The 25173-nt window shown below is 70.4% G+C and carries 23 protein-coding genes; 14 read left to right on the forward strand and 9 right to left on the reverse strand.

From position 1 onward, the window contains the following. Nucleotides 1-6: 6 nt before the first annotated feature. The 6 genes from D7Y15_RS02525 (at nucleotide 7) to D7Y15_RS02550 (ending at nucleotide 8345) form a co-directional block, all read left to right on the forward strand. Complete coding sequence (locus D7Y15_RS02525; RefSeq protein WP_120575152.1) at nucleotides 7-2973, forward strand: response regulator; 2967 nt, start codon at nucleotides 7-9, stop codon at nucleotides 2971-2973. Then, complete coding sequence (locus D7Y15_RS02530) at nucleotides 2966-3385, forward strand: response regulator (RefSeq protein WP_120575153.1); 420 nt, start codon at nucleotides 2966-2968, stop codon at nucleotides 3383-3385. Before D7Y15_RS02525 ends, D7Y15_RS02530 begins: the two co-directional genes overlap by 8 nt. Nucleotides 3386-3597: 212 nt before the next feature. Continuing rightward, on the forward strand, nucleotides 3598-5163 hold the full coding sequence (locus D7Y15_RS45145) for a tryptophan 2,3-dioxygenase family protein (protein ID WP_199733739.1): 1566 nt from the start codon (nucleotides 3598-3600) through the stop codon (nucleotides 5161-5163). After that, entirely contained in the window at nucleotides 5160-6305 is a 1146-nt protein-coding gene (locus D7Y15_RS02540; protein WP_120575154.1) for an aminotransferase class V-fold PLP-dependent enzyme, read from the forward strand. Before D7Y15_RS45145 ends, D7Y15_RS02540 begins: the two co-directional genes overlap by 4 nt. 8 nt (nucleotides 6306-6313) lie before the next feature. After that, nucleotides 6314-7348, forward strand: a complete 1035-nt coding sequence (locus D7Y15_RS02545; protein ID WP_120575182.1) for a methyltransferase — start codon at nucleotides 6314-6316, stop codon at nucleotides 7346-7348. Nucleotides 7349-7670: 322 nt separating this feature from the next. Continuing rightward, the gene (locus D7Y15_RS02550) at nucleotides 7671-8345 is read left to right on the forward strand and encodes a dienelactone hydrolase family protein (protein WP_121751591.1); all 675 of its coding nucleotides are present in this window, start codon (nucleotides 7671-7673) and stop codon (nucleotides 8343-8345) included. Nucleotides 8346-8355: 10 nt separating this feature from the next. Here the strand turns inward: D7Y15_RS02550 and D7Y15_RS02555 are convergent, their stop codons facing one another. Beyond that, nucleotides 8356-9045 carry a response regulator transcription factor gene (locus tag D7Y15_RS02555; RefSeq protein WP_121751592.1) on the reverse strand — a complete coding sequence of 230 codons (690 nt, stop codon included), beginning with the start codon at nucleotides 9043-9045 and terminating at the stop codon, nucleotides 8356-8358. A 234-nt stretch (nucleotides 9046-9279) separates the two neighbouring features. Here D7Y15_RS02555 and D7Y15_RS02560 point away from each other — a divergent pair, with 234 nt between their 5' ends. Then, the gene (locus D7Y15_RS02560; RefSeq protein WP_121751593.1) at nucleotides 9280-11214 is read left to right on the forward strand and encodes a CheR family methyltransferase; all 1935 of its coding nucleotides are present in this window, start codon (nucleotides 9280-9282) and stop codon (nucleotides 11212-11214) included. Beyond that, on the forward strand, nucleotides 11211-12461 hold the full coding sequence (locus D7Y15_RS02565) for a sensor histidine kinase (RefSeq protein ID WP_121751594.1): 1251 nt from the start codon (nucleotides 11211-11213) through the stop codon (nucleotides 12459-12461). Before D7Y15_RS02560 ends, D7Y15_RS02565 begins: the two co-directional genes overlap by 4 nt. Nucleotides 12462-12470: 9 nt before the next feature. Here the strand turns inward: D7Y15_RS02565 and D7Y15_RS02570 are convergent, their stop codons facing one another. Then, nucleotides 12471-13529, reverse strand: a complete 1059-nt coding sequence (locus D7Y15_RS02570) for a chemotaxis protein CheB (protein WP_120575183.1) — start codon at nucleotides 13527-13529, stop codon at nucleotides 12471-12473. 119 nt (nucleotides 13530-13648) lie between these two features. Then, entirely contained in the window at nucleotides 13649-14068 is a 420-nt protein-coding gene (locus D7Y15_RS02575; RefSeq protein ID WP_120575159.1) for a hypothetical protein, read from the reverse strand. 257 nt (nucleotides 14069-14325) lie between these two features. Between D7Y15_RS02575 and D7Y15_RS02580 the strand changes: the two genes are divergently transcribed. After that, entirely contained in the window at nucleotides 14326-14721 is a 396-nt protein-coding gene (locus D7Y15_RS02580; RefSeq protein ID WP_120548103.1) for a response regulator, read from the forward strand. A gap of 22 nt (nucleotides 14722-14743) precedes the next feature. On the opposite strand, the gene D7Y15_RS02585 is transcribed toward D7Y15_RS02580, so the two are convergent. From D7Y15_RS02585 to D7Y15_RS02595, 3 genes are all read right to left on the reverse strand, one after another. Further along, nucleotides 14744-16054 (reverse strand): AarF/ABC1/UbiB kinase family protein, encoded by a 1311-nt coding sequence (locus D7Y15_RS02585; protein ID WP_121751595.1) that lies wholly within the window; start codon nucleotides 16052-16054, stop codon nucleotides 14744-14746. A gap of 75 nt (nucleotides 16055-16129) precedes the next feature. Further along, complete coding sequence (locus D7Y15_RS02590; RefSeq protein WP_233596702.1) at nucleotides 16130-17986, reverse strand: serine/threonine-protein kinase; 1857 nt, start codon at nucleotides 17984-17986, stop codon at nucleotides 16130-16132. Nucleotides 17987-18646: 660 nt separating this feature from the next. Then, nucleotides 18647-19126 carry an SMI1/KNR4 family protein gene (locus D7Y15_RS02595; protein ID WP_120575162.1) on the reverse strand — a complete coding sequence of 160 codons (480 nt, stop codon included), beginning with the start codon at nucleotides 19124-19126 and terminating at the stop codon, nucleotides 18647-18649. Between the two features lie 30 nt (nucleotides 19127-19156). On the opposite strand from D7Y15_RS02595, the gene D7Y15_RS02600 reads away from it, so the two are divergent. The 3 genes from D7Y15_RS02600 to D7Y15_RS02610 all read left to right on the forward strand — a co-directional run bounded on the left by D7Y15_RS02600 (nucleotide 19157) and on the right by D7Y15_RS02610 (nucleotide 20641). Beyond that, nucleotides 19157-19564: a hypothetical protein gene (locus tag D7Y15_RS02600; protein WP_121751596.1), complete on the forward strand. Its 408-nt coding sequence runs from the start codon at nucleotides 19157-19159 to the stop codon at nucleotides 19562-19564. 213 nt (nucleotides 19565-19777) lie between these two features. Next, nucleotides 19778-20095, forward strand: a complete 318-nt coding sequence (locus D7Y15_RS02605) for a hypothetical protein (RefSeq protein WP_199745871.1) — start codon at nucleotides 19778-19780, stop codon at nucleotides 20093-20095. A 9-nt stretch (nucleotides 20096-20104) separates the two neighbouring features. Then, nucleotides 20105-20641 (forward strand): cupin domain-containing protein, encoded by a 537-nt coding sequence (locus tag D7Y15_RS02610; RefSeq protein ID WP_121751597.1) that lies wholly within the window; start codon nucleotides 20105-20107, stop codon nucleotides 20639-20641. A gap of 25 nt (nucleotides 20642-20666) precedes the next feature. Here the strand turns inward: D7Y15_RS02610 and D7Y15_RS02615 are convergent, their stop codons facing one another. The 3 genes from D7Y15_RS02615 to D7Y15_RS45525 are packed head-to-tail and all read right to left on the reverse strand — an operon-like array spanning nucleotide 20667 to nucleotide 22984. After that, a complete protein-coding gene (locus tag D7Y15_RS02615; RefSeq protein WP_121751598.1) occupies nucleotides 20667-21611 on the reverse strand; it encodes a ribokinase in 945 nt (314 codons plus the stop codon). Beyond that, nucleotides 21608-22309: a dienelactone hydrolase family protein gene (locus D7Y15_RS45520; protein ID WP_121751599.1), complete on the reverse strand. Its 702-nt coding sequence runs from the start codon at nucleotides 22307-22309 to the stop codon at nucleotides 21608-21610. The genes D7Y15_RS02615 and D7Y15_RS45520 overlap by 4 nt, the downstream gene beginning before the upstream one ends. Before the next feature lie 3 nt (nucleotides 22310-22312). Further along, entirely contained in the window at nucleotides 22313-22984 is a 672-nt protein-coding gene (locus D7Y15_RS45525; protein ID WP_120575167.1) for a phosphoribosyltransferase, read from the reverse strand. A 239-nt stretch (nucleotides 22985-23223) separates the two neighbouring features. Between D7Y15_RS45525 and adh the strand changes: the two genes are divergently transcribed. Continuing rightward, entirely contained in the window at nucleotides 23224-24750 is a 1527-nt protein-coding gene (gene adh / locus D7Y15_RS02630) for an aldehyde dehydrogenase (RefSeq protein WP_120575168.1), read from the forward strand. 10 nt (nucleotides 24751-24760) lie between these two features. After that, nucleotides 24761-25150, forward strand: a complete 390-nt coding sequence (locus D7Y15_RS02635; RefSeq protein ID WP_120575169.1) for a DUF779 domain-containing protein — start codon at nucleotides 24761-24763, stop codon at nucleotides 25148-25150. The last annotated feature ends 23 nt before the right edge of the window (nucleotides 25151-25173 follow it).

The following is a 25173-nucleotide window of genomic DNA, read 5'->3' on the forward strand; positions in this document are numbered from 1 at the left end:
CAGACCATGGCCCACCACCCGTTCGACGTGGCCCAAGCCGAAGCGCCCCTCGGTTACACCCTGTCCCTGCTCCTGGTGGGCAGCGAGCGTGAGACGCGCGCCATGCGCGACGCGTTGGAGAAGGAGGACATCCTCTCCATGCTCACGCTGGAGCCCGTCAGTACGCGGGAAGCCCTGGAGCAGGCGCTGGAGCGCCCCTGGGCCCTGGTGCTGGTGGGGTCCGAGCTGCCGGGCATGACCTGGGAGGACGTCCAGGCCGCCTGGGTGAAGCGCGGCCGTGAGACGGCCTTCGTGGTGAGCGCGCCCACCTGGAGCGCGGACACGCTGGCCGCCGTCATGCGCGCCGGCGCGCGCGACTACGTCAGCGAGGACCGCTACGGCCACCTGCCCTTCGTGGTGGCGCGGGAGCTGCGCCTGCACGCCGAGCGCGCCCAGCACCAGATGACGGGCGTGGAGCTCAAGCGCACCAACTACCTGCTCAGCAACATCATCGACGCGCTGCCCTTCGTGCTGTTCGTGAAGGACGCGGAGACGCGCCGGCTGGTGGTGGTGAACAAGACGTTCGCGGACGCGTTCCGGGTCACCAAGGAGTGGTTGCTGGGGAAGCTGGACCACGACTACTTCCCCAAGGAGCAGGCGGAGTCGTTCATCGCCATCGACACGGAGATCCTCGAGACGCGCAAGATGAAGACGTTCGAGGAGGTGGCCCGCGCGGACGGCGTGGACCGCATCTTCGCCACGCGCAAGATTCCGCTCCTGGACGACCAGAACGTCGCGCGCTTCGTGATGGGCGTCACGGAGGACATCTCCGACCGCAAGCAGAACGAGGAGGCCCTGCGCGCCTCCAGGGATGAGCTGGAGGCCGCCAACAAGCAGCTGGCCGCCAGCCTGGAGGAGATCAAGAAGACGCGCGCGGTGTCCGCCCGCTCCCTGGCGAGCTACCAGCAGCGCGCGCTCCAGATGGAGATCATCCGCCAGCAGAACGAGGACCTGGACCGGCTGGCCCAGGAGCTCTCCGTCGCCAAGCGCAATGAAGAGGAGCGCGCCCGCGAGGCGGAAGGCGCCGTGCGCCTCAAGAGCGAGTTCCTGGCGAACTTCAGCCACGAAATCCGCACGCCGCTCAACGGCATCATCGGCTACTGCGACCTGCTCATGCGCGAGGAGGGCAGCCGCCTGACGCCGCACGGCCGGCGCGACCTCAACGTGGTGAAGACGAACGCCAAGACGCTGCTGGCGCTCATCAACGACATCCTGGACCTGTCCAAGATTGAAGCGGGCCGCGTGGAGGTCGTCACCGAGCCGGTGGACGTGCAGGAGCTGGCCGACGAGTGCATGGCCACCGTGAAGGAGTACCTCAAGGGCAAGGACGTGGCCCTCACGGTGAACGTGGACACCGAGGCGAAGGAGATCCGCACCGACGCGCTGAAGCTGCGGCAGATCATGCTCAACCTGTTGAGCAACGCGGCCAAGTTCACGGACACGGGAGAAGTGGCGCTCACGGTGGTGCCCGCGGGCGGCGGCGAGCTGCTGATGACGGTGGAGGACACCGGCGTGGGCATCCCGTCGGATCAGCTCCCCTTCATCTTCGAGAAGTTCCGCCAGGTGGACGGCACCACCACGCGCAAGGTGGGCGGCACGGGGCTGGGGCTCGCCATCGTGCGCGAGCTCACCCGCGTGCTGGGCGGCACGGTGGACGTGAAGAGCACGCTGGGCCGCGGCTCCACCTTCACGGTGCGGCTGCCGGACGTGCTGGCGACGACCGTGGGCGCGGACAGCCCGCACGCCACGGAGCGCCTGGTCCCCTTCCACGACGTGGCCCAGAAGCTCGCGCCCATGGCGCGGCCGGGCAGCACGGTGATGGTGGTGGACGACGACGTGCTCATCCAGCAGCTCGTCACGGGCCAGCTGGAGCCCGCGGGCTTCAGGGTGGTGACGGCCAATGACGGCCTCGCCGCGCTGAAGCTGGCCCGCGAGGTGAAGCCGCAGGCCATCCTGCTGGACATCCACCTGCCGCGCATGGACGGCTGGTCCGTCCTGAGCCAGCTGAAGAGCGACCCGGCGCTGGCCGCCATCCCGGTCATCCTGGTGTCGGTGGAGGAGCAGCGCGCCCGCGGCTTCAGCCTGGGTGCGTGCGAGTACCTGGTGAAGCCGGTGGAGCCGGAGCGCCTGGTGGACGTGGTGCAGAAGAGCCTGGCCTCCGCGGGCGCTTCCGCCGCCACGGGCGACGTGCTGGTGGTGGACGACGACGCGGCCACGCGCGAGCTGGTCAGCCGCAACCTGCGCCGCGCGGGCTTCTCCACCAACGAGGCGCGCAACGGCGAGGACGCGCTGCTCAAGGCGCGCGTGTCTCCGCCGTCGCTGGTGGTGCTGGACCTGATGATGCCGAACCTGGACGGCTTCGAGGTGCTGCGCCGGCTGCGCGCGGAGAAGCTGTCCGTGCCGGTGGTGGTGCTCACCGGCAAGACGCTGTCCACCGAAGAAGAGACGCTGTTGCGCGACGGCTTCGCGGGCTTCGTGCGCAAGGGCGGCCACGCGCTGGAGGACGTCATCGCGCAGGCCAAGGGCCTCTTGATGACCCAGCGGGCGGCGTCCGCGGGGAAGCTGCCTCGCGTGCTGTACGTGGAGGACAGCGAGCAGAACCGCGACATCGTCCGCAGGTACCTTGGCGGACTGTATGACCTCATCGAGGCGGAGGACGGCGAGCAGGGGCTGGAGCGGGCCCGCAACGACGCGCCGGACCTCATCCTCATGGACCTGTCCCTGCCGCGGCTCGACGGTTGGGAAGTCACGCGCAGGCTCCGCGCGTTGCCGGATGGGCAGAACGTGCCCGTCATCGCCGTCACGGCACACGCGGGTCGCGAGTACCAGGACAAGGCTCAGGCGGCCGGTTGCACGGCCTACATGACCAAGCCCCTGGACCGCGATCAGCTCATCGAGACGATTCGTCAGTACCTAGGGAGAAGCCATGGCTGAAGCCAAACCGCGCGTCCTTGTCGTGGACGACGATCCGGATCTGCTCGACCTCGTGCAGCGCTCGCTGAGCGCGTACGGGTTCGATGTGCAGACCCACACGTCCGCGTTGGGCGTGTCCAACATCGTGCGCGCCTCCGAGCCGGACTTCGTGCTCATCGACGTCAACTTCCCCGCCCTCAAGGGGGACAAGGTGGTGGGCCTGGCGCGCCAGTACGCGCCCCCCGGCACCCGCTTCATCCTCTACTCCGCCTCGGATGAGGCCAAGCTGCGCTCGCTGGCCATTGCCTCCGGCGCGGACGGCTACATCTCCAAGAGCGTTCAGGGCGCGGAATTGGCGCAGAAGCTCCACGCCATGCGCCTCAAGCCTCGCCCGGCGTCGCCCAACCGGAATCCCTCACCGGTTGAGAGCTGACCCACCCCCTGGGTGAGCCCGACCCCTCGGGCCACCCCGTACTCCGGACGGATGGGAATCTCAAAAATCGATAACCAGCAAGCCCTGTATGACTTGAAGTTCACCAAAAGGGCTGTAAGGTAGTCGCTTCTAGAGATTTACGCGCTCACTGTTCCTCCCGACTGGGGCGCGCTCTACCCACCACGATCTGCCTGCGTCCCCCCGGAGGCACCTTGCATACGTCGACCGATTACAGCCACGCCGAAAAGCTGAAGCAGGAGCTGACTCAACCGCTGTTCAACGTGATGTTGAAGAAGTGGGTGGGCAAGGGCGAGCTGGACTACGAGCGCTACCTGCACACGGACACCCTGCTGGCGCTGCAGTCTCCGGAAGGCGAGCTGGTCTCCCATGACGAGCTGATGTTCCAGATCGTCCACCAGTCCCAGGAGCTGTACCTGAAGCTGGCGTCGCGGGAGATGGTGGAGGTGGTGGCGGAGATGGACCGCGACGCGCTGTGGGCGGTGTCCGCGCGGCTGGTCCGGGTGCAGAAGATCATCGCCGGCATCAGCGCGGAGATGGCCATCCTGGAGACGATGACCCCGTCCGAGTACCAGGTCATCCGCCGCAGCCTGGGCAACGGCAGCGGCCAGGAGTCGCCGGGCTACAACACGTTGCGCCTCGCGGCGGACGGGCTGGAGTCCGCCATGGAGCGCATGCTGGCGCGTCGCGGACTGACGCTGTTCCAGGTCTATTCGGCTGGGGGGCCGAAGGACCTGCAGCACGTCTGCGAGCAGCTGGTCACGGTGGATGAGAGCTTCCAGGGATGGCTGTACGCGCACTACCAGCTGGTGCGCCGGACGATTGGCATCGACCGCACGGTGAAGGCGCTGGACGGGCTGCCTTCGCAGGTGCTGCAGGCGCGCATGACGCTGCCGCTGTTCCGCGCGCTGTGGGACGTGCGCGTGGAGCTGACCGCGGGCTGGAAGCGCGAGGGTGGCTACACGCCGGGTGAGTCGCGCGGCGGCGGCTGCCCGATGGCCGCCATCAACGCGATGAAGGACACGGCGGTGAACATGCCGGTGGCCCAGGCGCAGGCGGCGCACGCCCATGTGGCGGCGCACGCGCAGCACGCCTCGGCGGCGCAGGTCCATCACACCGCGACGGCGCACGCGGCCCCGGCCCCTGCGCATGAGGCGCGCACCGGCGGCGGCTGCCCGATGAACATGCAGCACGCTCCGGCGGCCCACGCGGCCCCGGTCCACGCTCCGGCGGCCCACGCGGCCCCGGTCCACGCTCCGGCGGCGCACGCCTCCGCGGTCCATGCGCACTCCGCTACGGCCCACGTTCAGCACGCCTCGGTGGCTCACGCCGTCATGGCGCATGCTTCGGAGATCCACGCGGCCCATGCGCAGCACGCCTCGGTGGCTCACGCCGCGACGGCTCACGCGGCCCCGGTCCCTGCGCACGAGGCGCGCACCGGCGGCGGCTGCCCGATGCATGCTCAGCACGCGCCGGTGGCCCATGCTCCGGCCGTCCACGCACAGCCGGCTCTGGCTTCACACGCTCCGCACGCGGCGGCCCATCCTCCGCACGTGGCGCACGCGCCGGTGGTCCACGCCCCGCACGCGTCGGTGCCGCACGTGCCCGCTCCCCATGCGGCGGCGGCTCCCGCGCCGGTGGCGCACGGGCCGCATGCGGCGGTGCCCCACGCTCCGACTCCTCACGGACCTCACGCGCATCCGCACGCCGCGCATGTCTCGGCGTACACCCACGCCCAGGAGCTGCGGAGCCAGTCGTGACCGTGGCGGCACTCCCGGGAGCCCTGCGCGCGGAGTACCCGCTGCTCCAGACCTGCACGTACCTCAACAGCAACTCGACCGGGGCGCTGCCCCGGGCCGTGGAGGGCGTGCTGGCGCAGTACTGGAACACGATGCGCGCGTGGCGCGATGACACCTGGGACATGTGGCTGTCCCAGATGCAGGCGTACGCGGACGGGGTGGCGGAGCTCATCGGCGCACCCGCCGGCTCCGTCGCGCTGGACACCAACCTGAGCGCGCACCTGTCGCGCCTGGCCTCGTGCCTGGAGTTCACCGGAGAGCGCCGCCGCGTCGTCATCACCGACCTGGAGTTCCCCACGGTGCCCTTCATCTGGAAGGGCTTCGCGCGCTACGGGGCGGAGCTGGTCGTCGTCCCGTCGAAGGATGGCCGCGTGGACGAAGCCGCGCTGGAGGCGGCCATCGATGAGCGCACGCTCATCGTCTGCGTCGCGCACGGGGCCTTCGCCACCGGCGCCGTGCTGGACGTCGCGCGCATCGCGAGGGCGGCGCACGCGGCCGGAGCGCTCATCGCCACGGACGCGTACCAGACCGTGGGCACCGTCCCCGTGGACGTGCGCCAGCTGGACGTGGACTTCCTCATGGGCGGCGCGCACAAGTGGCTGGGCGGCTCCGAGGCCGCCTTCCTGTACGTGCGCCCGGGGCTCCTGCCCACGCTCCGGCCCGCGGTCACCGGCTGGCTGGCCGGCGCGTCACCGCTCGGCTTCCAGCAGACGACGGACTATGCGCCGGACGCGCGCCGGATGATGGGCGGCACACCCGCGCCGCTGATGGTGCTGCTGTCCCGTCCCGGCCTGGAGCTGATCAAGGACGTGGGCATCCACGCCGTGCGTGAGCACTCGCTGAAGCTCACCGGCCAGCTGATGGCGCGCGCGGACGAGGCAGGCCTGCGCGTGGTGACGCCGAGAGAGCCAGACCAGCGCGGCGGCGTGGTGGCGATGAGCTTCCCCGGCGACGCCCAGGTGACGGCGCGGCTGGTGGCGCGAGGCTTCATCTGCAGCCACCGGGGCTTCCTGCGCGCCGCGCCACACTTCTACAACACGCTCGAGGAAGTGGACGCCTTCATGGACGCGCTCATCGAAGCGCAGCACAATGAAGCCGCATGAGCAGCCAGATGCCTCCCTTCACACGTGAGGCGCCGTCGCCTCGCGCCCTGCTGCACCTGCTGTTCAACGGCGCCCGCGCGATGGACGTCGTGGAGACCGCGCTGAAGCTGGGCCTGCTGGACGCGCTGGAGCCCGGCCCGGTGACGCTGGGCGAGCTGGCCACGAAGTACGACCTGCGGCCCAAGCGGCTCTACAAGTTCCTCGACTGCCTTGAGAGCCTGGGGCTGGTGCAGCGCGAGCAGACCAGCGACACGCTGGAGGCGGCGCGCTACCGGGGCGTGCCCGGCCTGCGCGAGGCGGCGGAGCTCGTGCTCGGCGCGGGGTCGCTGGAGCGCGACCGCGAGAAGTACGACTGGAAGGCCCTGTACGGCCGGCTGCCGGAGACGCTGCACGGCGAGCACTCCATGTCCGCCACGTCGTTCGACTGGCCTCCGCGCACGCCCGAACAGGTGGAGGGCTTCGAGGCCAGCATGTCCGCGGGCCTGGGCCCCATCCTGGAGACGTTCCGCGCGCACGCGAGCACCCTGTGGCCCTCCGAGGCCCGGCTGCTCGACGTGGGCGGTGGGGACGGCACGCTCGCGGAGCACCTGCTGCGCCAGCACCCGATGCTCTCCGTGGACGTCTACAACCTGCCCGCCACGGAACCCCTCGTCGCGCGCACGCGCGAGCGCGCGGGCCTGTCCGCCAAGCGGCTGGGCTTCGTGGGCGGCGACTTCCTGAAGGAGCCGCTGCCCCGGGGCTACGACGCGCTGTCGCTCGTGCGCGTGCTGCATGACTGGCCCGCGGAGGTGGCGCGGTCGCTGATGCAGGCCGCCTTCGCCGCCCTGCCCTCCGGCGGACGCGTGCTCATCTGCGAGGAGTTCCGCACCCCGGAGCGGCTGGCGGCCCAGTTCTTCTGGTCCTACTTCCTCATCGGCGTGGACACGTGCGTGAGCCGGCTGCGCGAGGTGGAGTTCTACCTGGAGGGGCTCACCGCCGCGGGCTTCACGGACGCGCACGTGCTGCCCGGCCCCTTCGAGCTGGTGGTGGCCACGAAGCCCTGAACCGCCCCACCCCGTCAGGGGTGGCGTGCGAGGAAGGGCGCCCTCCCCGGGGCGTCGTGGCCTGCCCCGCGGGCCCTGTCCTACGCTGGACACCCGGCCCCCTCCGGCAGGTCACAACGGGTGGGGCCATGTTCAGACTGTTTCTCAGCCAGACGCGGTAACCAGCCACACGCAGACGGGAGGAGCCTGTATGACAGGTCCCCGGTCACGAACGGGGTTGAATGCGGTAGGGCAGGACCACGGGTGGGAAGAAGCGCGGGAGTCCCAGGCGCGACAACGTGGTGTCGGACCGGCGGCGCGCTCGCATCTGGAGCGCGAGGTGATGGTGCCGGTCGATGACGCCGTCCTCGTCCGAGGACGGCTGGCGGTGCCCTCGGGGGCCCGGGGCGTGGTGGTGCTGGCGCGCGGCAGCGACAGCAGCCTCCAGAGTCCACGGCTCGCGCAGACCGCGCGCCTGTTCCAGGCGATGGGGCTGGGCACCTTGTTGATGGACCTGCTCACCCGCGAGGAGATGGAGGAGCGCAGGACGCGGCAGTTGCGCTTCAACGTGGGCCTGCTGGGCATGCGCATGGCGGGCGCGGCCCGGTGGCTCCGGCGAGAGGGCCCCTCCGCGGGCCTGAACGTGGGCTACTTCGGCGCGCACACCGGCGCGGGCGCGGCGCTGGCGGCCGCGGCCTTCCGGCCTGATCAGGTGGAGGCCGTCGTGTCGCGTGGCGGCCGTCCGGACCTGGCAGGGGCGGTGCTGCCCAAGGTGCAGGCCCCCACCCTGCTGCTGGTGGGCGGCGCGGACACGCTGGGCCTGGACATCAACCGCCGGGCCTACGAGGCACTCCGCTCCGACAAGCGCATGGACATCATCCCGGGCGCCACCCACCACTTCCAGGAGGACTCGGAGCTGGAACAGGTGGCCGAGCTCGCCGGGGAGTGGTTCCTCCAGCACCTGGGCGACCCCCGGGAAGCGCTGGAAGACGGCGCGGAGGAAGCCGCGCCGCCTTGAGGGAACAGCCTCAGGCCAGCACGGGACGGGTCACGCCCAGCTCGCACGCCATCACCGCGAGCTGGGCGCGGTTCTCCGGTCCCAGCTTGCGGTAGATGCTCGTCAGGTGGGCCTTCACCGTGCGCTCGGTGATGCCCAGGTGGGCGGCGATCTTCAGGTTGTCCGCGCCGGCCGCCACGTAGCCCAGCACCTCGCGCTCGCGCAGGGTCAGCCGAGACAGCGCGGAGGCCGGCATCTCGAGGTCGTCCAACTGCATGGCATTGGCGTGGAGCATGTCCACGGGCAGCAGCCGCTCGCCCCGGGCCACACGCCCCACGGCCCGCACCACGTCGTCAACGCCCGCGTTCAGCTTGCACAGGTAGCCCGCCGCTCCCGCCTGGAAGCAGCGCTCCACCACGTCCGGCTCCTGGTGTCCGGACAGCACCAGCGCGCGCACCTGCGGATGGAAGTCATGCAGGTACTTCAGCGCGTTCAATCCGTCCTCCGCGCCCTCGCGGCCCACGTGCTCCAGCCGCAGGTCCACCACCGCCACGTCCGGCGCGGCCGCGCGCACGTTGGAGAGGAACGTGCCTGTCTCCGCGCACCGAGCCACCACCTTCATCCCCGCGCCTTCGAGTAGGGCCACCAGGCTCTCGCGGAACACCTGCTGATCCTCCAGCAGCGCGACACGGATCTCCCGTCCCGTTGAGTTCAATTCCATGGATGACACCCTCGCCTTCCCATCGTTTGGTCATCACCCCCTGGGAAGGGACATCCACGCTATGCCATCGCGCCGCCCCCTGTGAAACCACCCCCGGTATGCGCGCGGCGGAGGAGAAGAACAGCGAACGTTTCGTCGTCCGAGACCCAGACGAAGAGTATGGCCGACAGTGCTCCCGCAAGAGCGGAAGTACAGGTCTTGCCCGGTCGGTCTCACTGGACTACGTCCTTCTGAATGGCGACCAAGCCTCCACGCGACAGCGAGCTCGAAGCCATCCTGGAGAAGGTCCGCCAGGTGCGGAACTTTGATTTCCGCAATTACAAGCGGGCCACGCTGCACCGGCGCATCGAGCGGCGGATGCAGGCCACGCGCTGCCGGAGCCGGGCGGCCTACCTGGCGCTGCTGGAGCGGGACCCCACCGAGGTGAGCACGCTGGTCTCCTCCATGCTCATCAAGCTGACGACCTTCTTCCGGGACCGGGAGGTCTGGCAGGCCCTGGAGCAGAGCATGGCGGAGCTCGTGCGCCAGCGGCCGGACAAGGACCTGCGCATCTGGAGCGCGGGCTGCGCCACGGGCGAGGAGGCCTACTCGCTGGCCATCATCGCGGCGGAGGCGCTGGGGCCGGGCTACCCCGGCGCGGAGCTGAAGGTGTTCGGCACCGACGTGGACGAGGAGGCCATCGCCACGGCCCGCCGGGGCATCTATACGCCGGAGCAGTTGGAGAATGTCTCCCCGGAGCGGCTGGCGCGCTTCTTCGTGCGCACGGGCAACAGCTTCACGGTGCGCAAGGAGATCCGCCGCGCCGTGGTGTTCGGCGTGAACAACCTGGTGTCGGACGCGCCGGTGTCGCGCATCGACCTCCTCCTGTGCCGCAACGTCTTCATCTACCTGGACTCCGACCTGCAGAAGCGGGTGCTGGCGCGCTTCCAGTTCGCGCTGCGCCGCAACGGCCAGATGGTGTTGGGCCGCTCGGAGCTCATCCCCTTCGCGGCCCGGCTCTTCCGGCCCATCGACCTGGCCCGGCGCATCTACCGCAAGGATGGGCACGTGGAGCTCACCAGCACGACGCAGGACCGCCTGCCACCGGAGCCCGTGAGCCTGACGCGCATCCTCGAATCCAGCCTGGACTTCGAGCGCTCCTTCCTGCGCAACCTCCTGGACTCGCATCCCTGTCCGCACATCGCGACGGACAATGACGGCACGGTGACGCTGTGGAGCCGCGCGGCGGCCCGGATGTGGAACCGCAACGAGGGGGAGATGCTGGGCAAGAAGCTGGCCGCGCTGGGCCTGGCGGGCCTCAGCGGCGACCTGCTCGTCGAACAGAGCCAGCGCGTGCGCTCCGGCAGCTCCGAGCGGGAGGTGGCCGACGGGATGATGGAGGTCTCCAACGGGGAGCCCCTCGCCCTGCGCGTCCAGGTGGTGCCCCTGCGCGAGTCGGCGGGAGGGCGGCAGGGCCTGCTGTACACCGTCCACGACATCACCCACCTGCGCGGCGTGGAGCAGAACCTGCGCACGGCGCAGGAGGAGCTGCAGGCCATCCAGGTGCGGATGCAGTCCTCCACGGAGGAGCTGCGCGCGTCCAACGAGGAGCTGGAGACGACCAACGAGGAGCTCCAGTCCGCCAACGAGGAGCTGCAGACGACCAACGAGGAGCTCCAGTCCACCAACGAGGAGCTGGAGACGACCAACGAGGAGCTCCAGTCCGCCAACTCGGAGCTGGACGCCACCAACCGCGAGCTGGCGCACCGCACGCTGGAGATGGACGCGCTCACCTTCTGCCAGCGCACCATCATCCGCACCCTCTCCGCCGCGGTGCTGGTGCTGGACGGCGACGGCCGCATCACCACCTGGAACCTGGCCGCGGAGCGGCTCCTGGGCCTCACCGAACGCGAAACGGTGGGCCAGCTCTTGTGGTCCCTGCATGTGCCCGCGCTGAAGCGCGCGCTGGTGCTCAAGCTGCGCCGCCACCTGCAGGAGAATCGCTCGCTGCGTCTGGATGGCATCCCCTATCAGCTGCCGCACGGGGGCAAGGGGAGCGCCACGCTGGTGGCCACGCCGCTCGTCACCGACACGCACGTGCTGGGCTCCATCATCCTCTTCGAGGACACCACCCGGGCCTCCGCCCTGCTGGAGGAGAACCAGCGCCTGCGGGAGAAGCTCAAGGCATGAGCCCGCGCCGCGAGCCCCCGCCCTCCACCGTCCCGGGCCCCAGCGTCCGGGAGTCCCAGGGACTCCTGCGCAAGTACCGCGAGCTCATGAAGAAGCACACCGCCCTGGTGCGCAAGTTGGGGGAGAACACCCGGCGGCAGGTCATCACCCTCAAGCTGTCGCGCTGGGCGCTGGAGACCAGCGACAGCGCGCTCGCGATGATGAACGCCACCAGCGTGGTGCTGGCCAACAGCCGCTGGCACGCGCTGGGGCGGCTGCGTGGCCCCTGGAGGCGCGAGGACGACGGCGCGGAGCGGATGGCCCTGCGCGACGTGGGCCAGGCGGAGGCCGCGGTGGTGCTCGCGCTCACCGAAGGCGGCGCGCGCATCACCCGCTACCGTCAGGCGCGCGAGGCCCAGCCCCGGGTGCTGGAGGTGCGCATCGAGCGCGTCACCGGCCAGATGCAGGGACAGGTGCTGGTGCTCGCGCGCGACATCACCGAACAGGCGCGCGCCGAGGAGGAGCTGGCGAGCGCGCGCGCCACCCTGCTGGAGCGCGAGAAGGTGCGCGCCCTGGGGGAGCTGGCGGCGGGCATCGCGCACGACCTGCGCGCCACGCTCAACGCCATGCGGCTGCGGCTGGAGCTGCTCCAGCGTGAAGTGAGCCCCACGGGCCAGGGCCAGCAGCACATGGACGCGCTCGTGAGCATCGTGTCCGACGCGGAGGCGCGCGTGGGCCGGCTCCAGGACTTCTCCCGCGGCAAGCACGGCACCGCCCTGGAGCCCGTCCAACTGGCCCACGTGGTCCACGACGCGGTGGACATCGTCCGGGGCGGCATCGAGCACCAGGCGCGCCAGGGCGGCCATCCCCTGAGCCTGGACGTGGCGCTGCCCGAAGGGCTTCCCCGCGTGGCCGGTTCGGCCATGGAGCTGCGCTACGTCGTCATCAACCTGCTCATCAACGCGCGCGACGCCATGCCCCGGGGCGGCGCCATCCGCGTGCGGGCCTTCAAGGCCGGGAAGGCCGTGCGGCTCGTGGTGGAGGACGAGGGCACGGGCATCCCGGAGGAGCACCTGCCGAACATCTTCAAGCCCTTCTTCACCACCAAGGGCGAAAAGGGCACGGGCCTGGGGCTGTCCATGGCCCACGGCGTGGTGACGCAGGCGGGCGGCACGCTCACCGCGGCCAACCGCCCGGAAGGGGGCGCGGTGTTCACGCTCACCTTCCCCGCGCTGAAGGCCGCTCCGGCGCACGGCGGAGCGCGCTGACCCGGGGCCTCAGCCCGTCTGCTCCGACTCGTCGGAGACCCCGAGCACCGGAGGCTCCACGGACGCCGCGCCGGACGGAGGCGCCGCGAGCACCGCCCGGCGCAGCAGCTCCACCTGGGACTCCGCCGTGCGGGCGCGCTCCTCGAAGCGCCGCGCGGAATGGTCATGGCCACGCTCCCGGGCCCGGGCGGCCAGCCGGCGCGACAGGGACGCGCTCTCCTCCAGCGCGCGCAGCGCGGCCCACAGCGCGCCGTCCAGCTGGTTCTGCTGCGAGCCGGACAGCGCCTCCCCTGTGTACGCGTGGCCCGTGCGGCAGCGGAAGCGCAGGAGGCTGCCCTCCTCCAGCTCGAAGAGCACGCCGCCGCAGTCCGGGCAGCCGTAATAGGACGGCTTCGCGTACTCCACCGGAGAGGGAGGGTCGCCCATGGCGGGAAGGTCCACCGACATCACCTTCACCTCCGTCTCCACCTGCCGCGACCGCTTGCGCGAGCGCGGAGCCACGGGCGTGTCCACCAGCCGCGTCAGCAGCGCCCCCATCTCCGCCAGGGGCACGCAGTAATCCACCGCCACGAGCTCCAGCGCGCTCCGGGGCATGTCCGGGCAGAGCGCGTCGCGCGGTTCCTGCACCACCGCCAGCCCGCCCTCCCGCTTCACCGCCATCAGGCCGCTGGTACCGCAGTCCAGCGCGCCGGTCAGCACCACGCCCACCACGCGCGGGCCGTACGTGAGCGCGGCCGAGCGGAACAGCGGATCCACCGCCGGCCGGTGCCCGTTCTCCCTGGGCCCCTTCACCACCTTCACGCGGTCCGGCTCCACCAGCAGATGTCTGTCATTGGGCGCCACGTAGATGCGGCCCGGCGCCAAGGCCTCTCCGTCCCGGGGATGGTGGGCCGGCAACGGACCGGCGCGGGAGAGGATCTCCGGCAGGTAGCTGCGGTGCTGGGCCGGCACGTGGAGCACCAGCAGCACGCTGGCGGCCAGGTCCCCAGGCAGTCGCCGCACCAGTTGGGTCAGGGCCTCCACCCCGCCCATGGAGGCGCCGATGACGATGATGTCGTGGCGTTGCAAGTTCCCATCCCCCAATCCGGAAGCGCGAACAGACCTCGCCGCGTCTGTTTCAAGCTAGGCAGGCCTGGAACCCCGTGCGGACGGGCCCGGGGAGGCACGGCACCGCCGCCTGGCAGGGGTCAGCCTGGGTCCTCCGGCGGGGCGCGCCCCGCGGACATCGCGAGCGGCGCCAGGTGGGCCTTCTGCGCGGACACCGCCGCCTCGGCGTCCGCTCTCGCGGCCTCGGCTTCCGCCCGGCGGGCCTGGGCCGCGTGGACGGAGGCCTCGCGCTCCATCAGGCCGACGTGGACCCGGGCCCGCTGACCGTCCCCCGCGGCCCACGTCCGCTCGGAGTCGTTGCCCCCCAGCATCGCCACGGCCTGATCCGCCAGTGAGACGACCTTCAGCGCCTGGGCCCGCTGCACGCAGGCCTGGGAGAGGACGCCATAGGCCTCCGCCTGCGCCCGGGCCGCCGTGGCCTCCTGCCGCCGGGCCGCCGCCCGGGCCTCCAGGGCGTGCCCCCGCGGGTCCGTCCGCCCTGCCTTCCGTTGGGATGTCATCAGGTCCTTCCTGGTGGGAGGCCACCTACATGCCCCGTGGCGCGCACACCCTTCAAAGCTAGGAACGCCCTCCAGGGCTGCCCACCCGCCAGGACGAGGCGTGTGGTTCCAATCGGAAGTTTCCAGAAAATTCCAGGGAGGGTGGCCAGAAGGGAGGGGGGTGGGTCATACTCGGGAAGTGCCCGGGTCACGTGTCTTCCTTGGGGCGGCATCCTGCCGACCGGGGCACCCAACTGTCGGTTCCAGGGGGAGCCACCATGTCCGAGACCAAGATTCGCGTCCTCATCGTGGACGATGACCCGGACCAGCTCGCGCTGACCGAACGCTCGTTGTCCTCGTACAACTTCGAGGTCCGCACCCACCGTTCGTCCCTGGGGGTCTCCAACCTGGTGCGCACCACGGCGCCGGACCTGGTGCTCCTGGACGTGAACATCCCCGCGCTGAGTGGCGACAAGGTGCTGGCGCTGGCCCGGCAGCAGGCGCCGGAGAACACCCGCTTCGTCCTCTACTCCGCCTCCGACGAGTCGAAGCTGCGCGCGCTGGCGCTGGCGGCGGGCGCGGACGGCTACCTGTCCAAGAGCACGCAGGGCGCGGACCTGGCGCGCAAGCTGGAGCGGCTGCACAAGCGCCCCCGCGTCGCCGCCGGCACGTAGCGCTCCGCGCTCACGCGAAGGCTCACTCGCCCACGAGCGCGCCGACCTCCAGGAACACCTGCCGGAAGTCGCCCTGCGCGCCCACGAGGCGCAGGTTCTGGGCCAGCCCCCCGGTGGCCCGGAAGAACATCATCGCCTCCGGGGGCGGCCGGATGCGCATGATGCGCGCGGCGTTGCGCGTGAAGTGGTTGCGCATGTCGCGGTTGATGTCGCAGGTGCCGTAGTCGTACGGCGCCGTGCGCATGGGACGCCCGGCGATGTGGAGCACCTCGCGCAGGAGCACCTCCGCCTCCGCCTCCGGCAGCTCCACGGAGAAGCCCACTTCGCGGCACAGGCCCAGCACGTCCAGCGTCTCCAGCCGCAGCGCCTGCTGGAACATGCGGCGGTTGGCCGCGATGAAGCCCGGGCTGAAGCGCTTGATGGAGCCGAAGTCCAGCAGGCCCATGCGCCCGTCCGGCATCACCATGAAGTTGCCGGGGTGCGGGTCGGCGTGGATTTCGCCCGCGTCCAGGAACGGCCCGTAGGTGGCGCGGATGAGCTGGCGCGCGACGCGGAAGCGCGCGGCGTCATCCGGCGACGTCGTCACCCAGTCCTTGAGCGTCTGGCCCTCCAACAGCTCCAGCGTGAGCACGCGGTGGGCGCTGCGCTCCTCGACGACCTGGGGCACGTACAGGTCCGGCAGCCGCGCCACGCTCTTCGCGAAGCCCTGCGCGAGCTTCGCCTCGCGGCGGTAGTCCAGCTCCAGCATGAGCTCGTCGCGGAACTCCTGGAAGTAGGCGGTGCCGTCCATCATCCGCGACGTCTTGGACACCGTCTTCACGACGAGGCCCAGGTTGTCCATGTCGTGGCCCATGGACACGTCGATGCCGGGGTACTGCACCTTCACGGCGACGGGGCGGCCGTCATGCAGCACCGCGCGGTGCACCTGGCCCAGCGACGCGGCGGCGAGCGCGTCCGGGGAGAACTCCTTGAACAGGGCCTCCGGCGGCGCGCCCAGCTCCTCCTGCACCACGCGCGACACCTGCGCGTAGGACATGGCGGGGGCCTGGTTCTGCAGCCGGGCCATCATCTGCCGCACCTCCGGCGTGAGCAGGTCCGGGTCCATGGAGAGGGCCTGGCCCAGCTTCATGGCCGCGCCCTTCATCTCCCCCAGCGTGGCCACCAGCTTCTCCGCGGTGCCCAGGCTGAGCAGCTCCGAGGAGTTCGTCCCGGAGAGCTTCTTCGCGCCCGTCTTGAGCACCTCCGTACCCACATGCAGGGAGAGGCCCGCCAGCTTGCGCAGGCGGTTGAATCGCCCCTGGGGCGGCAGCTTGTCGTCGGGTTCGGAAGCCATGGGAGAGCAGAGGATTAACGAAGACTCCTCTCCCATACGCAAGACGCCCCCGGGGTGGATGCGAGCCCGGCTCCCCTACCGGGGAGCGGCCGAGCCCCGCACCCGGGCCCGGAGGAAGCGCCAGCGCTTGAGCCCCTCCAGGTCCAGGGGGTCCGCACGGACCGCCAGCTCATAGGCGGCGAGCGCCTCCTCCAGCCGGCCCACGGACGCGAGCGCGTCTCCGGACAGGCGGTGGACGGCGGCGCGGCCCTCGCGGCCGGTGTTGCCGGCGAGGAAGCGGCGGCGGCACTGCTCCAGCATGGTGGCGGTGAGGCCCGCGGCGAGGCACCGCTCGATGCCCTCCACGTTGCCCAGCGTGGCGTCGTACTCCACGCGCCGCTCCACGTGGCCCAGCGTGTGGAGCGCTCCGGACACGCGATCCAACGCGCGGTCCACCTGGGCGCGCTGGCCGTCCGACAGCGGGCGGGCCTTGAGCAGCTCCAGCGCCCCACGAGCGCGCTGGGCCGCGGTGCGCACGGACTCCAGCGTGGCGTCGCGCGGCAGCTCCAGCACGGCGTACGGGTCCCCGGCGAGCCGCCGGCGAAAACCCTGGAGGACGGTCTCTGCTTGCGCGTCCTCGGGCGTGGGGATGGCGGCGGTGGCCTGCGCGGACGTGGCGCGGGTGACGTTGCGAAGCTGGGCCAGCTGGGCCTGGAAGGCGGGGCTGGCATCGCGCAGCTGCACGCCGAAGCCCGGGGGCATGTTCCACGACTGGGCCTGCTCGGCGGTGACGTGGCGTACCACCTGCGCGGTGCACGGCAGCTCGCCGCCGGGAAGCCGCAGCACCAGCGACACCTCCGACAGGAGCGCGGGGGGCGGAGTGGCCAGCTGGAAGAAGAGGCCGGAGCGGCCCACCCACTCGCCCTTGAGCTCCACGGGGGCCTGCGTGCCCTGGCCGCGCAGGAGCGCGGTGAGCGGCGGCGCGGAGGGCGCGGGCGGCGGCGCGAGCGACGCCTCCAGGGCCACTCTCAGCTCCGCGGCGGAGGCGAAGCGGTGTTCGGGCCGCTTGGCCAGCGCGCGCAACAGCACCCGCGACAGGGGCTCCGGCACGGCGGGGTTCAGTTCGTGCGGCGGGACGGGCTCCTTCTGCAGGTGGCCCACCAGGATTTCGGCGGCGGTGCGGCCGTAGAAGGGCACCTGGCCGGTGAGCAGCAGGTACGCGAGCACGCCGGCGGCGTACAGGTCGCTGCGCGCGTCCACGATGCCGTCGCCGCACTGCTCGGGGGCCATGAACTCCGGCGTGCCCAGGAGGACGCCCACTTCGGTGGTCATCTCCCCGGCGGGGCGGGACAGGAGCTTGGCGATGCCGAAGTCGAGCAGCTTCACCCGCTGCTTGCCGCTGGGGCTGGGGACGAGGAAGACGTTGGCGGGCTTCAGGTCGCGGTGGACGATGCCGTGCGCGTGCGCGGCGCCCAGGGCGTCACACACCTGCATCATCAGGTCCACCACCAGCGCCGCGGCCATGGGGCCGCGGGCGAAGTTGGCCAGGCTGTCACCCTCCAGGTACTCCATGACCAGGTACGGGCGCCCTTCGCGCGAGTCCAGGTCATAGAGGGTGACGACGTTCTCGTGCTGCACGAGCGTGAGCGTGCGGGCTTCGGAGAGGAAGCGCGCGACGAGCTCCGGGGCCTGGGCCAGGTGCGCGTGGAGCACCTTGATGGCCACGCGCTTCTGGATGAGCGTGTGCTCCGCGAGGAACACGGTGCCCATGCCGCCGCGGCCCAGCTCGCGCACGACGCGGAAGCGGCCGAACTCCTGGCCCACGAGGGAAGGCACCACGGGCGTGGGAGACGACATGGGCGTGAGCGAAGGGGCGGGCAGCGACGCCGCGGGTCCCGGCGGCGGCGTGCCGGCGTAGAGCATCGTGCCGCCGTTGAGGTCCAGCCCGCGCATCAGCGTGGGACACGCCTCCGCGTCCGAGTGGGGCTGACCGCAAGAGCAGATGAGAGGCGACTGGGCGAGCACGAGGGACCGGTAACCAGCGAAAGGCGATGCGGGGGTAAGGACAGCGTCAGCGGCCGATGCGAGCGGTGTGCCAGGAACCGGGATTTTCCGGCTCGCGCGGACGGGCGCGCCAACCGGTTGATCCGCTTCGCTTTTGCGACACTCGGATGCGGCCTGGGTCCCAACTCATCGACAGACACCCCTCGGTTGCGGGGAGTTTTTACAGCCCCGGGGCGGAACAGTTTTCCGTCCAGCACATCCCAATACGTTCGGTCCGCAAGACCTTGGGCAACTTCCGCCCTGCCTTCCCTTCAACCGTCCTGCCGCGCCGCGAAAGTCCCTCAACGATGACAGCACGCGGTGCGGGTTTCCAGTGCGCAGCGACACGAACATCCACGCTGGAAAACATCTCGTTCAGTCTCGAAGTAAGCCGCGATTGCGCGGATGGCAGTGGGAGCCTGGAAGGCCCTGTAGCGCGTGAGGAACGTACGGATCCGACGGTGTTGGGAGGCCGACAAATCGGCCTGGGATGAAGTGTCCTGCGAGGATGGCGGGGGTTTCCGGGCTTCTGGCGGGACGCGGTTGCGTGCGGTGGGGACGCGGGGTCCGTCACCCGTCCTGCATCAACTTCTTCAGCCAGAACCAGCGCCCGTTGGAGCGGAGCGCGCCCGCCAGGAACTCGGAAAACGAGCTGGCTATCTGGGGGCACTGCGCTGGATCCGGGAAGCGTTCGCGGAAGCCGTCGCGCAGGGGATAGCGGCCGTCGTGCTGCTGGCTCACGTCGAGCAGGACGTAGTTCCCATCGCGGACCTCGCAGAGGGCGTACCAGGACGCGGGCCCCGCCCGGTCCGTGTCGTCCTGGCTCATGACGATCCGCGCGCGGCGGAGCTCCGACAGCGGGGGGAAGGAGAACGCGGGGTCGACGCGGTCGAACAGGTCCGCACCGTCGCAGTGCAGGTAGAAGGCGCGCAGGTCCGGGTCCAAGCGCCATCCGGCGCGTTGCTCGAAGGCGTCGAGCTGCGCGGGAGTCGCGGGAGGGCGTGCGTGGTGGAGGCGCGAGACCTCTTCGAGCAAGGCACTCATCGACATGGGGTCATTCGCCCCTGATAGGGAGAAGGGATGCTCAAGACGGCAGGCTACTTCCGGGAGTTCGGTCCCGGGTTCGAGGATGCCCCTTCCCTCGTGGAGTCGCGAGGGAAGCTGCCGGAAGAGGACTGGCGGCGCGTCGCACGCTATCTGCACACGGGCGTCACGCTCGCGGTCAGCGGCGGCCTGCTGAAGGACTGCCTCACGGGTGAGACGCTCGTGGCCAGCCACTACGCCCAGACCGATGGCGTTTGGACGTGGCGGGCCGACCTGCCTCGCTACGTCGAGCGATACCGCGTGGCCATCCCCGACGCGTTCCTGGAACACATGCGGGCGCTGGACTGGAAGTGCCCCGTCCTCTCCCAGCAGGAGCTGATCGCGCTGACGGAGCGGCTCTTCCACGAGATGAAGCACGCACGGAAACATCGACGGAAGCCCTGAGGGCGGCACGAGCCCAGGAGAAGGCCACGCGCCGGGAGCACCGCTCGCTCGTGGGCTCGCGACTGGCGGACCGTGCGTTGATGGCCACCCTTACGCCATGAGCACGCAAGCCCCGCGCAGGCTGAACGACGGGAACTCGCTTCCTCCCATGGGCTTTGGCACCTGGCCGCTCACAACGCGGAGGACCACAAGGGCGCGACGCTGGCGGAATGGGTGCAAGGCACGCTGTTCGGCACTTCGCCCGCGCTCGTGGTGGTGGACCTGACCACGGGGCGGCAGCGCCGGGTGCTGGCCACGCATCCGTCCACCCAGCCGGAGCAGGACTTCCTGGCGGTGGTGGCGCGGGATGCGCGCATCGTCTGGCCTGACGGCATCTTCGCCACGGCGGGACATGTCTACGTAACGCTCGGCCAGTGGAACCGGCTGCCGTCGTTCAACGGCGGCAAGGACCTGCGCGAACCGCCGTACCTGTTGATGCGCGCACCACTGGAGGCAACGGCTCCGGTGGATGCCACGCGGACGAAGAAATGAGGAGCGGCCATGCACTCACGATTGGGATGGAGGGCGGCCCTGGTGGCCGTGCTGGGACTGGGCGGAGGCGCCTGGGACCGAGACTCCTCGGCCACGGCTCCAGGACAAGCGCCTGTCTTCAGCTACTGGCACAACTGGACGGATGACCATGGGGTCAGCCACATGACCCTGTGTCCCGTGCGGAGCTTCGACCTGAAAAGCATGTCTCCGCCCGCCGATCCTCAATGGCAGGCACACCAGCCGCCCGGCCAGTCCCAGGTCATCTTCACGGTCCAACCCAACGGCTGGAAGGGGTCCTGGCACGAGGACCCGAAGGTCCAGTGGATCATCCCCCTCTCCGGAACATGGTTCGTCGAGGCAATGGACGGCACACGCGTGGAGCTGGGGCCAGGGCAGGTGTCCCTGGGCGAGGACCTGAACACACGGCCGGACGCACAGGGCCGAAAGGGCCACCTCTCCGGGAACGTCACCCCCGGTCCTGTGACGCTGATGGTCGTGCAACTCGCGGAGGAGCCCACCGTCAATCAACCGTGCCGGTTCAAGTGACGGCGGTGCGTGCTGGATGTCTTCGCTACGGCGGCGCGAGCTGAACGTCTGGCACCACGTCCGCGAGCAATCCGAGCACTTCATCCCGATAGGGCAATCCCGCCTGCGCTCCCAACCGCGTCGTCGCGATGGCGGCGGCTGCATGCGCGAAGCGAGCGGCGGAGAGCAGCGGCTGGGACTCCGCCAGAGCGACACAGAGCGCCGCGGAGAAGGCATCCCCCGCTCCGGTGGTATCCACCGTGTCCACCGGCAGCTCAGGCAGCCAGGCCTCTTCCTCCCGCGACACCAACAGGCTGCCTCCAGGCGCCGCGATGATGGCCGCCCCCACGCCGCGCATCAGCAGATTCCTTGCAGCGCGCCGCGCGGAAGCACGGCCATGCACCGTGATGCCTGTCAGCGTCCGCGCTTCGGAGGCGTTGGGCCGGATGACGTGCACATCCTCCAGCAACACCTCCGGCAGCGGCACGGCCGGCGCGGGATCCAGCACCACCCGGACTCCGGCCGCTCGCGCCAGACGGACCGCCGCCTGGACCGCGTCCAGCGGCACCTCCAGCTGCACGAGCAATACCTTCGCGGTGGCGATCCGCTCCGCGCTCCGCAACACATCCCGGATGGAAAGTCTGTGATTGGCGCCCGGGGAGAAGAAGGTCTGCTTCCTCCCGTGTCCATCCACCATCACCAGCACCGCGCCAGAAGGCGCCTTCGGATCAGGCACCACCCCCTCCAGCGCAACGCCCTCCCGTTCCAGCAACGCCACCTGCCTCAGGCCGCGCCCATCCGTCCCCACCCTCGCCACCAGCGAGGCCCGCGCCCCCAGCCTCACCGCGGCCACCGCGCCGTTGGCTCCCTTGCCTCCGAGCGCCTCCTGGAAGACGTCGCCCTCCGCGCTGCCTCCCGGCTCCGGCAGCGACGGTCCTCGCACCAGGTAGTCCGTGGCCACGCCCCCCACCACCACGATGCGCGGGCTCATGGCGGAGCCTCACCGAACGGACGCTCCCGTGCGGCCGTGACCAGGTGCTGGAGGAACCAATCCCGGGCCAGCCGGGCCGCCTGCTCCAGCGTCCCCGGTTCCTCGAAGAGGTGGGTCGCCCCAGGCACGATCTCCAGCCGCTTGTGCGTGCGCAGCGCCGCCAGCGCCTCCTGATTGAGCGCAATCACTTGCGTGTCATCTCCACCCACGATGAGCAGGGTGGGCGCCCGCACCGCCGGCAGCACGGCACCCGCGAGATCCGGACGACCGCCCCGGGACACCACCGCCTGGATGGCTTCAGGCATCCGCCCCGCGGCCACCAGCGCCGCACCCGCCCCCGTGCTCGAACCAATCAACCCCAGCGGCTGGCCTCCCAACCCTGGCACCCGTTCCAGCCACCGCGTGGCTCCCACCAGCCGCCGCGCCAGCAACTCGATGTCGAAGCGCAGGTGCCGCGTCCGCCGCTCGGCCTCCTCCTCCCCCAGCGTGAGCAGGTCCATGAGCAGTGTCGCCAGCCCCGCCTGCTGCATCACTCCCGCGACGTACCGGTTGCGAGGACTGAAGCGGCTGCTGCCGCTGCCATGCGCGAACAGCACCACGCCGGAGACCGACTCCGGCACGCTCAGCGTTCCTTCCAACCCCACGCCGGGCTCCACCTCCAGCCGCACCGCGTGCTCCGAAATTCGTTGCTCAGCCATGTCTCAAACCTCCGCTGGACTCACGGCGCCACCGTGCGCAGCGCGCGCCAGCAGCTCGCGCACCTCGTCGTCGGTGGTCTGCGTGAAGTCCTCGAACCATTGCCCCACCGCGTAGAACGGCTCTGGGGTGTGGACGCAGACGACCGCGTCCGCTTCGCGCTCGAACTCCGCGCACGTCTCCGGCGCGCCCACCCCCACGCCCACCACGATGCGCGCGGGCTTCTGCTGACGAAGCGCCCGGAGCGCCGCCCGCATCGTCGAGCCCGTGGCCAGCCCGTCATCCACCAGGATCACCGTCCGCCCTTCGACCCGCGCGGGAGGCCTGCCGTCGCGGAAGAGCTGCTCCCTCCGGACCAGCTCCCGCCCCTCACGCTCGGCGGCCGCGGCGATGGCCGGCTGGGGTATCCCCAGCCTTCGCACGACACCCGCGTTGAGGACCGTGACGCCTCCGGTGGCGATGGCCCCCATCGCCAGCTCCTCGTGCCCCGGCGTGCCGAGCTTGCGCACCACGAACACGTCCAGCGGCACCCCGAGGATGCGAGCGACCTCGAAGCCCACGGGCACACCGCCGCGCGGCAACGCCAACACCAGCAGGTCACCGCCTCCGCCAAGCAGGACGCGGAGCCGTTGGCCCAACGCACGGCCGGCGTCGACGCGGTCTCGAAACAGTTGCATGCCATGCCCCAGGGTCCGGAAAAGACGTCCTCCTCCTTGAGGTGGAAGACATGCCGGATGGCAGCAAGGGCACCCTGCCCGCCCGCTCGCATCACGCCCGAGTGACTGATTCAGCGATCAACCATTAACAAACATTAACATCCGACTTCGCGCGCATGACGCGAGGCGTCACCTGCCTATGGTCTGTTCCGCGTCAAACCCCCGTAGGAGTGCGTCAAAACCCAACGCAGGGAGTCCCCATGTCGAAGGTCTATGAAGCTCCGGGTCAGAAGGGCAGCAAGGTCGAGTACAAGAGCCGTTACGGCAACTACATCGGCGGTGAGTTCGTCCCGCCCGTGAAAGGCCAGTACTTCGAGAACATCAGCCCCGTCACGGGCCGCCCCTTCTGCGAGATTCCCCGCTCCACGGCGGAGGACATCGAGAAGGCGCTCGACGCCGCGCACAAGGCGAAGGACGCGTGGGGCCGCACCGCCGCCGGCGAGCGGGCCAACATCCTGCTGAAGATCGCCGACCGCATGGAGCAGAACCTGGAGATGCTCGCCGTCTCCGAGACGTGGGACAACGGCAAGCCCATCCGCGAGACGCTCGCCGCGGACCTGCCGCTCGCCATCGACCACTTCCGCTACTTCGCTGGCTGCATCCGCGCGCAGGAAGGCTCGCTCAGCCAGTTGGACGACAACACCGTCGCGTACCACTTCACGGAGCCGCTCGGCGTCGTGGGGCAGATCATCCCGTGGAACTTCCCGCTGCTCATGGCCGCGTGGAAGCTGGCCCCCGCGCTCGCCGCCGGCAACTGCGTGGTCCTCAAGCCCGCGGAGCAGACCCCCGTCACCATCCTCAAGTTCGCGGAGCTGGTGGGCGACCTGCTTCCCCCCGGCGTGCTCAACATCGTGAACGGCTTCGGCATCGAGGCCGGCAAGCCGCTCGCCAGCAACAAGCGCATCGCCAAGATTGCCTTCACGGGTGAGACGACCACCGGCCGCCTCATCATGCAGTACGCCTCCGAGAACATCATCCCCGTCACCCTGGAGCTGGGCGGCAAGTCCCCCAACATCTTCTTCGAGGACGTCTTCGCCAAGGACGACGACTTCGCCCAGAAGGCGCTGGAGGGCTTCGCCATGTTCGCCCTCAACCAGGGCGAGGTCTGCACCTGCCCGTCCCGCTCGCTGGTCGCCGAGCGCTTCTACGACGACTTCATCGCCAAGGCGGTGGAGCGCACGAAGCGCATCGTGCAGGGCAACCCGCTGGACGTCTCCACGCAGATTGGCGCGCAGGCGTCCAATGATCAGCTGGAGAAGATCCTCAGCTACCTGGACATCGGTAAGAAGGAGGGCGCGAAGGTGCTGACCGGCGGCGGCCGCAAGTCGCTGTCCGGCGCGCTGGCGGAGGGCTACTACGTGGAGCCCACCATCTTCGAGGGCCACAACAAGATGCGCGTGTTCCAGGAGGAGATCTTCGGCCCCGTCGTGGCGGTGGCGAAGTTCAAGGACGCCGAGGACGCGCTCGCCATGGCCAATGACACGCTCTACGGCCTGGGCGCCGGCGTGTGGACGCGTGACAACAGCACCGCGTACCGCATGGGCCGCGGCATCCAGGCGGGCCGCGTCTGGGTGAACTGCTACCACCTGTACCCCGCGCACGCGGCGTTCGGCGGCTACAAGCAGTCCGGCATCGGGCGCGAGACGCACAAGATGATGCTCAATCACTACCAGCAGACGAAGAACCTGCTCGTCAGCTACGACCCGAAGCCCATGGGCTTCTTCTAGGACGCCCCGCATGTCCGTGCCGCGCGTCGAGGTCACGCCGGCCGCCGAGGCCCTGCTCCACAAGATGCAGGGCCTTCACGGTCCGCTCCTCTTCCACCAGTCCGGCGGCTGCTGCGACGGCAGCGCGCCCATGTGCTTCCCGCGCGGCGACTTCCGCGTGGGCCAGGAGGACGTGTACCTGGGCGACATCGTCCGCACGCCCTTCTACATGTCCGGCCCGCAGTTCGAGCTCTGGCGCCACACCCACCTCACCGTGGACGTGGTGCCCGGTCGCGGCAGCGGCTTCTCCGTCGAAGCCCCTGAAGGCGTGCGCTTCCTCATCCGCTCACGCCTGTTCACCGACGACGAGTACCGCGCGCTCGAACAGGAAGGGCCCCCGCCCAAGGGGCCCCAGCACTGAAGGCATCGCCGGCCCCGGCCTCC

Source organism: Corallococcus sp. AB030, assembly GCF_003668965.1.
Lineage (GTDB): Bacteria > Myxococcota > Myxococcia > Myxococcales > Myxococcaceae > Corallococcus > Corallococcus exiguus.

What these genes read in the sequence shown, in the direction of transcription:
- D7Y15_RS02525 (WP_120575152.1), top strand. Translation starts at nt 7, where the DNA reads ATGGCCCACCACCCGTTCGACGTGGCCCAAGCCGAAGCGCCCCTCGGT.
- D7Y15_RS02530 (WP_120575153.1), top strand. Translation starts at nt 2,966, where the DNA reads ATGGCTGAAGCCAAACCGCGCGTCCTTGTCGTGGACGACGATCCGGAT.
- D7Y15_RS02545 (WP_120575182.1), top strand. Translation starts at nt 6,314, where the DNA reads ATGCCTCCCTTCACACGTGAGGCGCCGTCGCCTCGCGCCCTGCTGCAC.
- D7Y15_RS02550 (WP_121751591.1), top strand. Translation starts at nt 7,671, where the DNA reads ATGGTGCCGGTCGATGACGCCGTCCTCGTCCGAGGACGGCTGGCGGTG.
- D7Y15_RS02555 (WP_121751592.1), bottom strand. Translation starts at nt 9,045, where the DNA reads ATGGAATTGAACTCAACGGGACGGGAGATCCGTGTCGCGCTGCTGGAG.
- D7Y15_RS02560 (WP_121751593.1), top strand. Translation starts at nt 9,280, where the DNA reads ATGGCGACCAAGCCTCCACGCGACAGCGAGCTCGAAGCCATCCTGGAG.
- D7Y15_RS02565 (WP_121751594.1), top strand. Translation starts at nt 11,211, where the DNA reads ATGAGCCCGCGCCGCGAGCCCCCGCCCTCCACCGTCCCGGGCCCCAGC.
- D7Y15_RS02575 (WP_120575159.1), bottom strand. Translation starts at nt 14,068, where the DNA reads ATGACATCCCAACGGAAGGCAGGGCGGACGGACCCGCGGGGGCACGCC.
- D7Y15_RS02580 (WP_120548103.1), top strand. Translation starts at nt 14,326, where the DNA reads ATGTCCGAGACCAAGATTCGCGTCCTCATCGTGGACGATGACCCGGAC.
- D7Y15_RS02585 (WP_121751595.1), bottom strand. Translation starts at nt 16,054, where the DNA reads ATGGCTTCCGAACCCGACGACAAGCTGCCGCCCCAGGGGCGATTCAAC.
- D7Y15_RS02590 (WP_233596702.1), bottom strand. Translation starts at nt 17,986, where the DNA reads ATGCGCGGGCTGGACCTCAACGGCGGCACGATGCTCTACGCCGGCACG.
- D7Y15_RS02595 (WP_120575162.1), bottom strand. Translation starts at nt 19,126, where the DNA reads ATGTCGATGAGTGCCTTGCTCGAAGAGGTCTCGCGCCTCCACCACGCA.
- D7Y15_RS02600 (WP_121751596.1), top strand. Translation starts at nt 19,157, where the DNA reads ATGCTCAAGACGGCAGGCTACTTCCGGGAGTTCGGTCCCGGGTTCGAG.
- D7Y15_RS02610 (WP_121751597.1), top strand. Translation starts at nt 20,105, where the DNA reads ATGCACTCACGATTGGGATGGAGGGCGGCCCTGGTGGCCGTGCTGGGA.
- D7Y15_RS02615 (WP_121751598.1), bottom strand. Translation starts at nt 21,611, where the DNA reads ATGAGCCCGCGCATCGTGGTGGTGGGGGGCGTGGCCACGGACTACCTG.
- D7Y15_RS45520 (WP_121751599.1), bottom strand. Translation starts at nt 22,309, where the DNA reads ATGGCTGAGCAACGAATTTCGGAGCACGCGGTGCGGCTGGAGGTGGAG.
- D7Y15_RS45525 (WP_120575167.1), bottom strand. Translation starts at nt 22,984, where the DNA reads ATGCAACTGTTTCGAGACCGCGTCGACGCCGGCCGTGCGTTGGGCCAA.
- adh (WP_120575168.1), top strand. Translation starts at nt 23,224, where the DNA reads ATGTCGAAGGTCTATGAAGCTCCGGGTCAGAAGGGCAGCAAGGTCGAG.
- D7Y15_RS02635 (WP_120575169.1), top strand. Translation starts at nt 24,761, where the DNA reads ATGTCCGTGCCGCGCGTCGAGGTCACGCCGGCCGCCGAGGCCCTGCTC.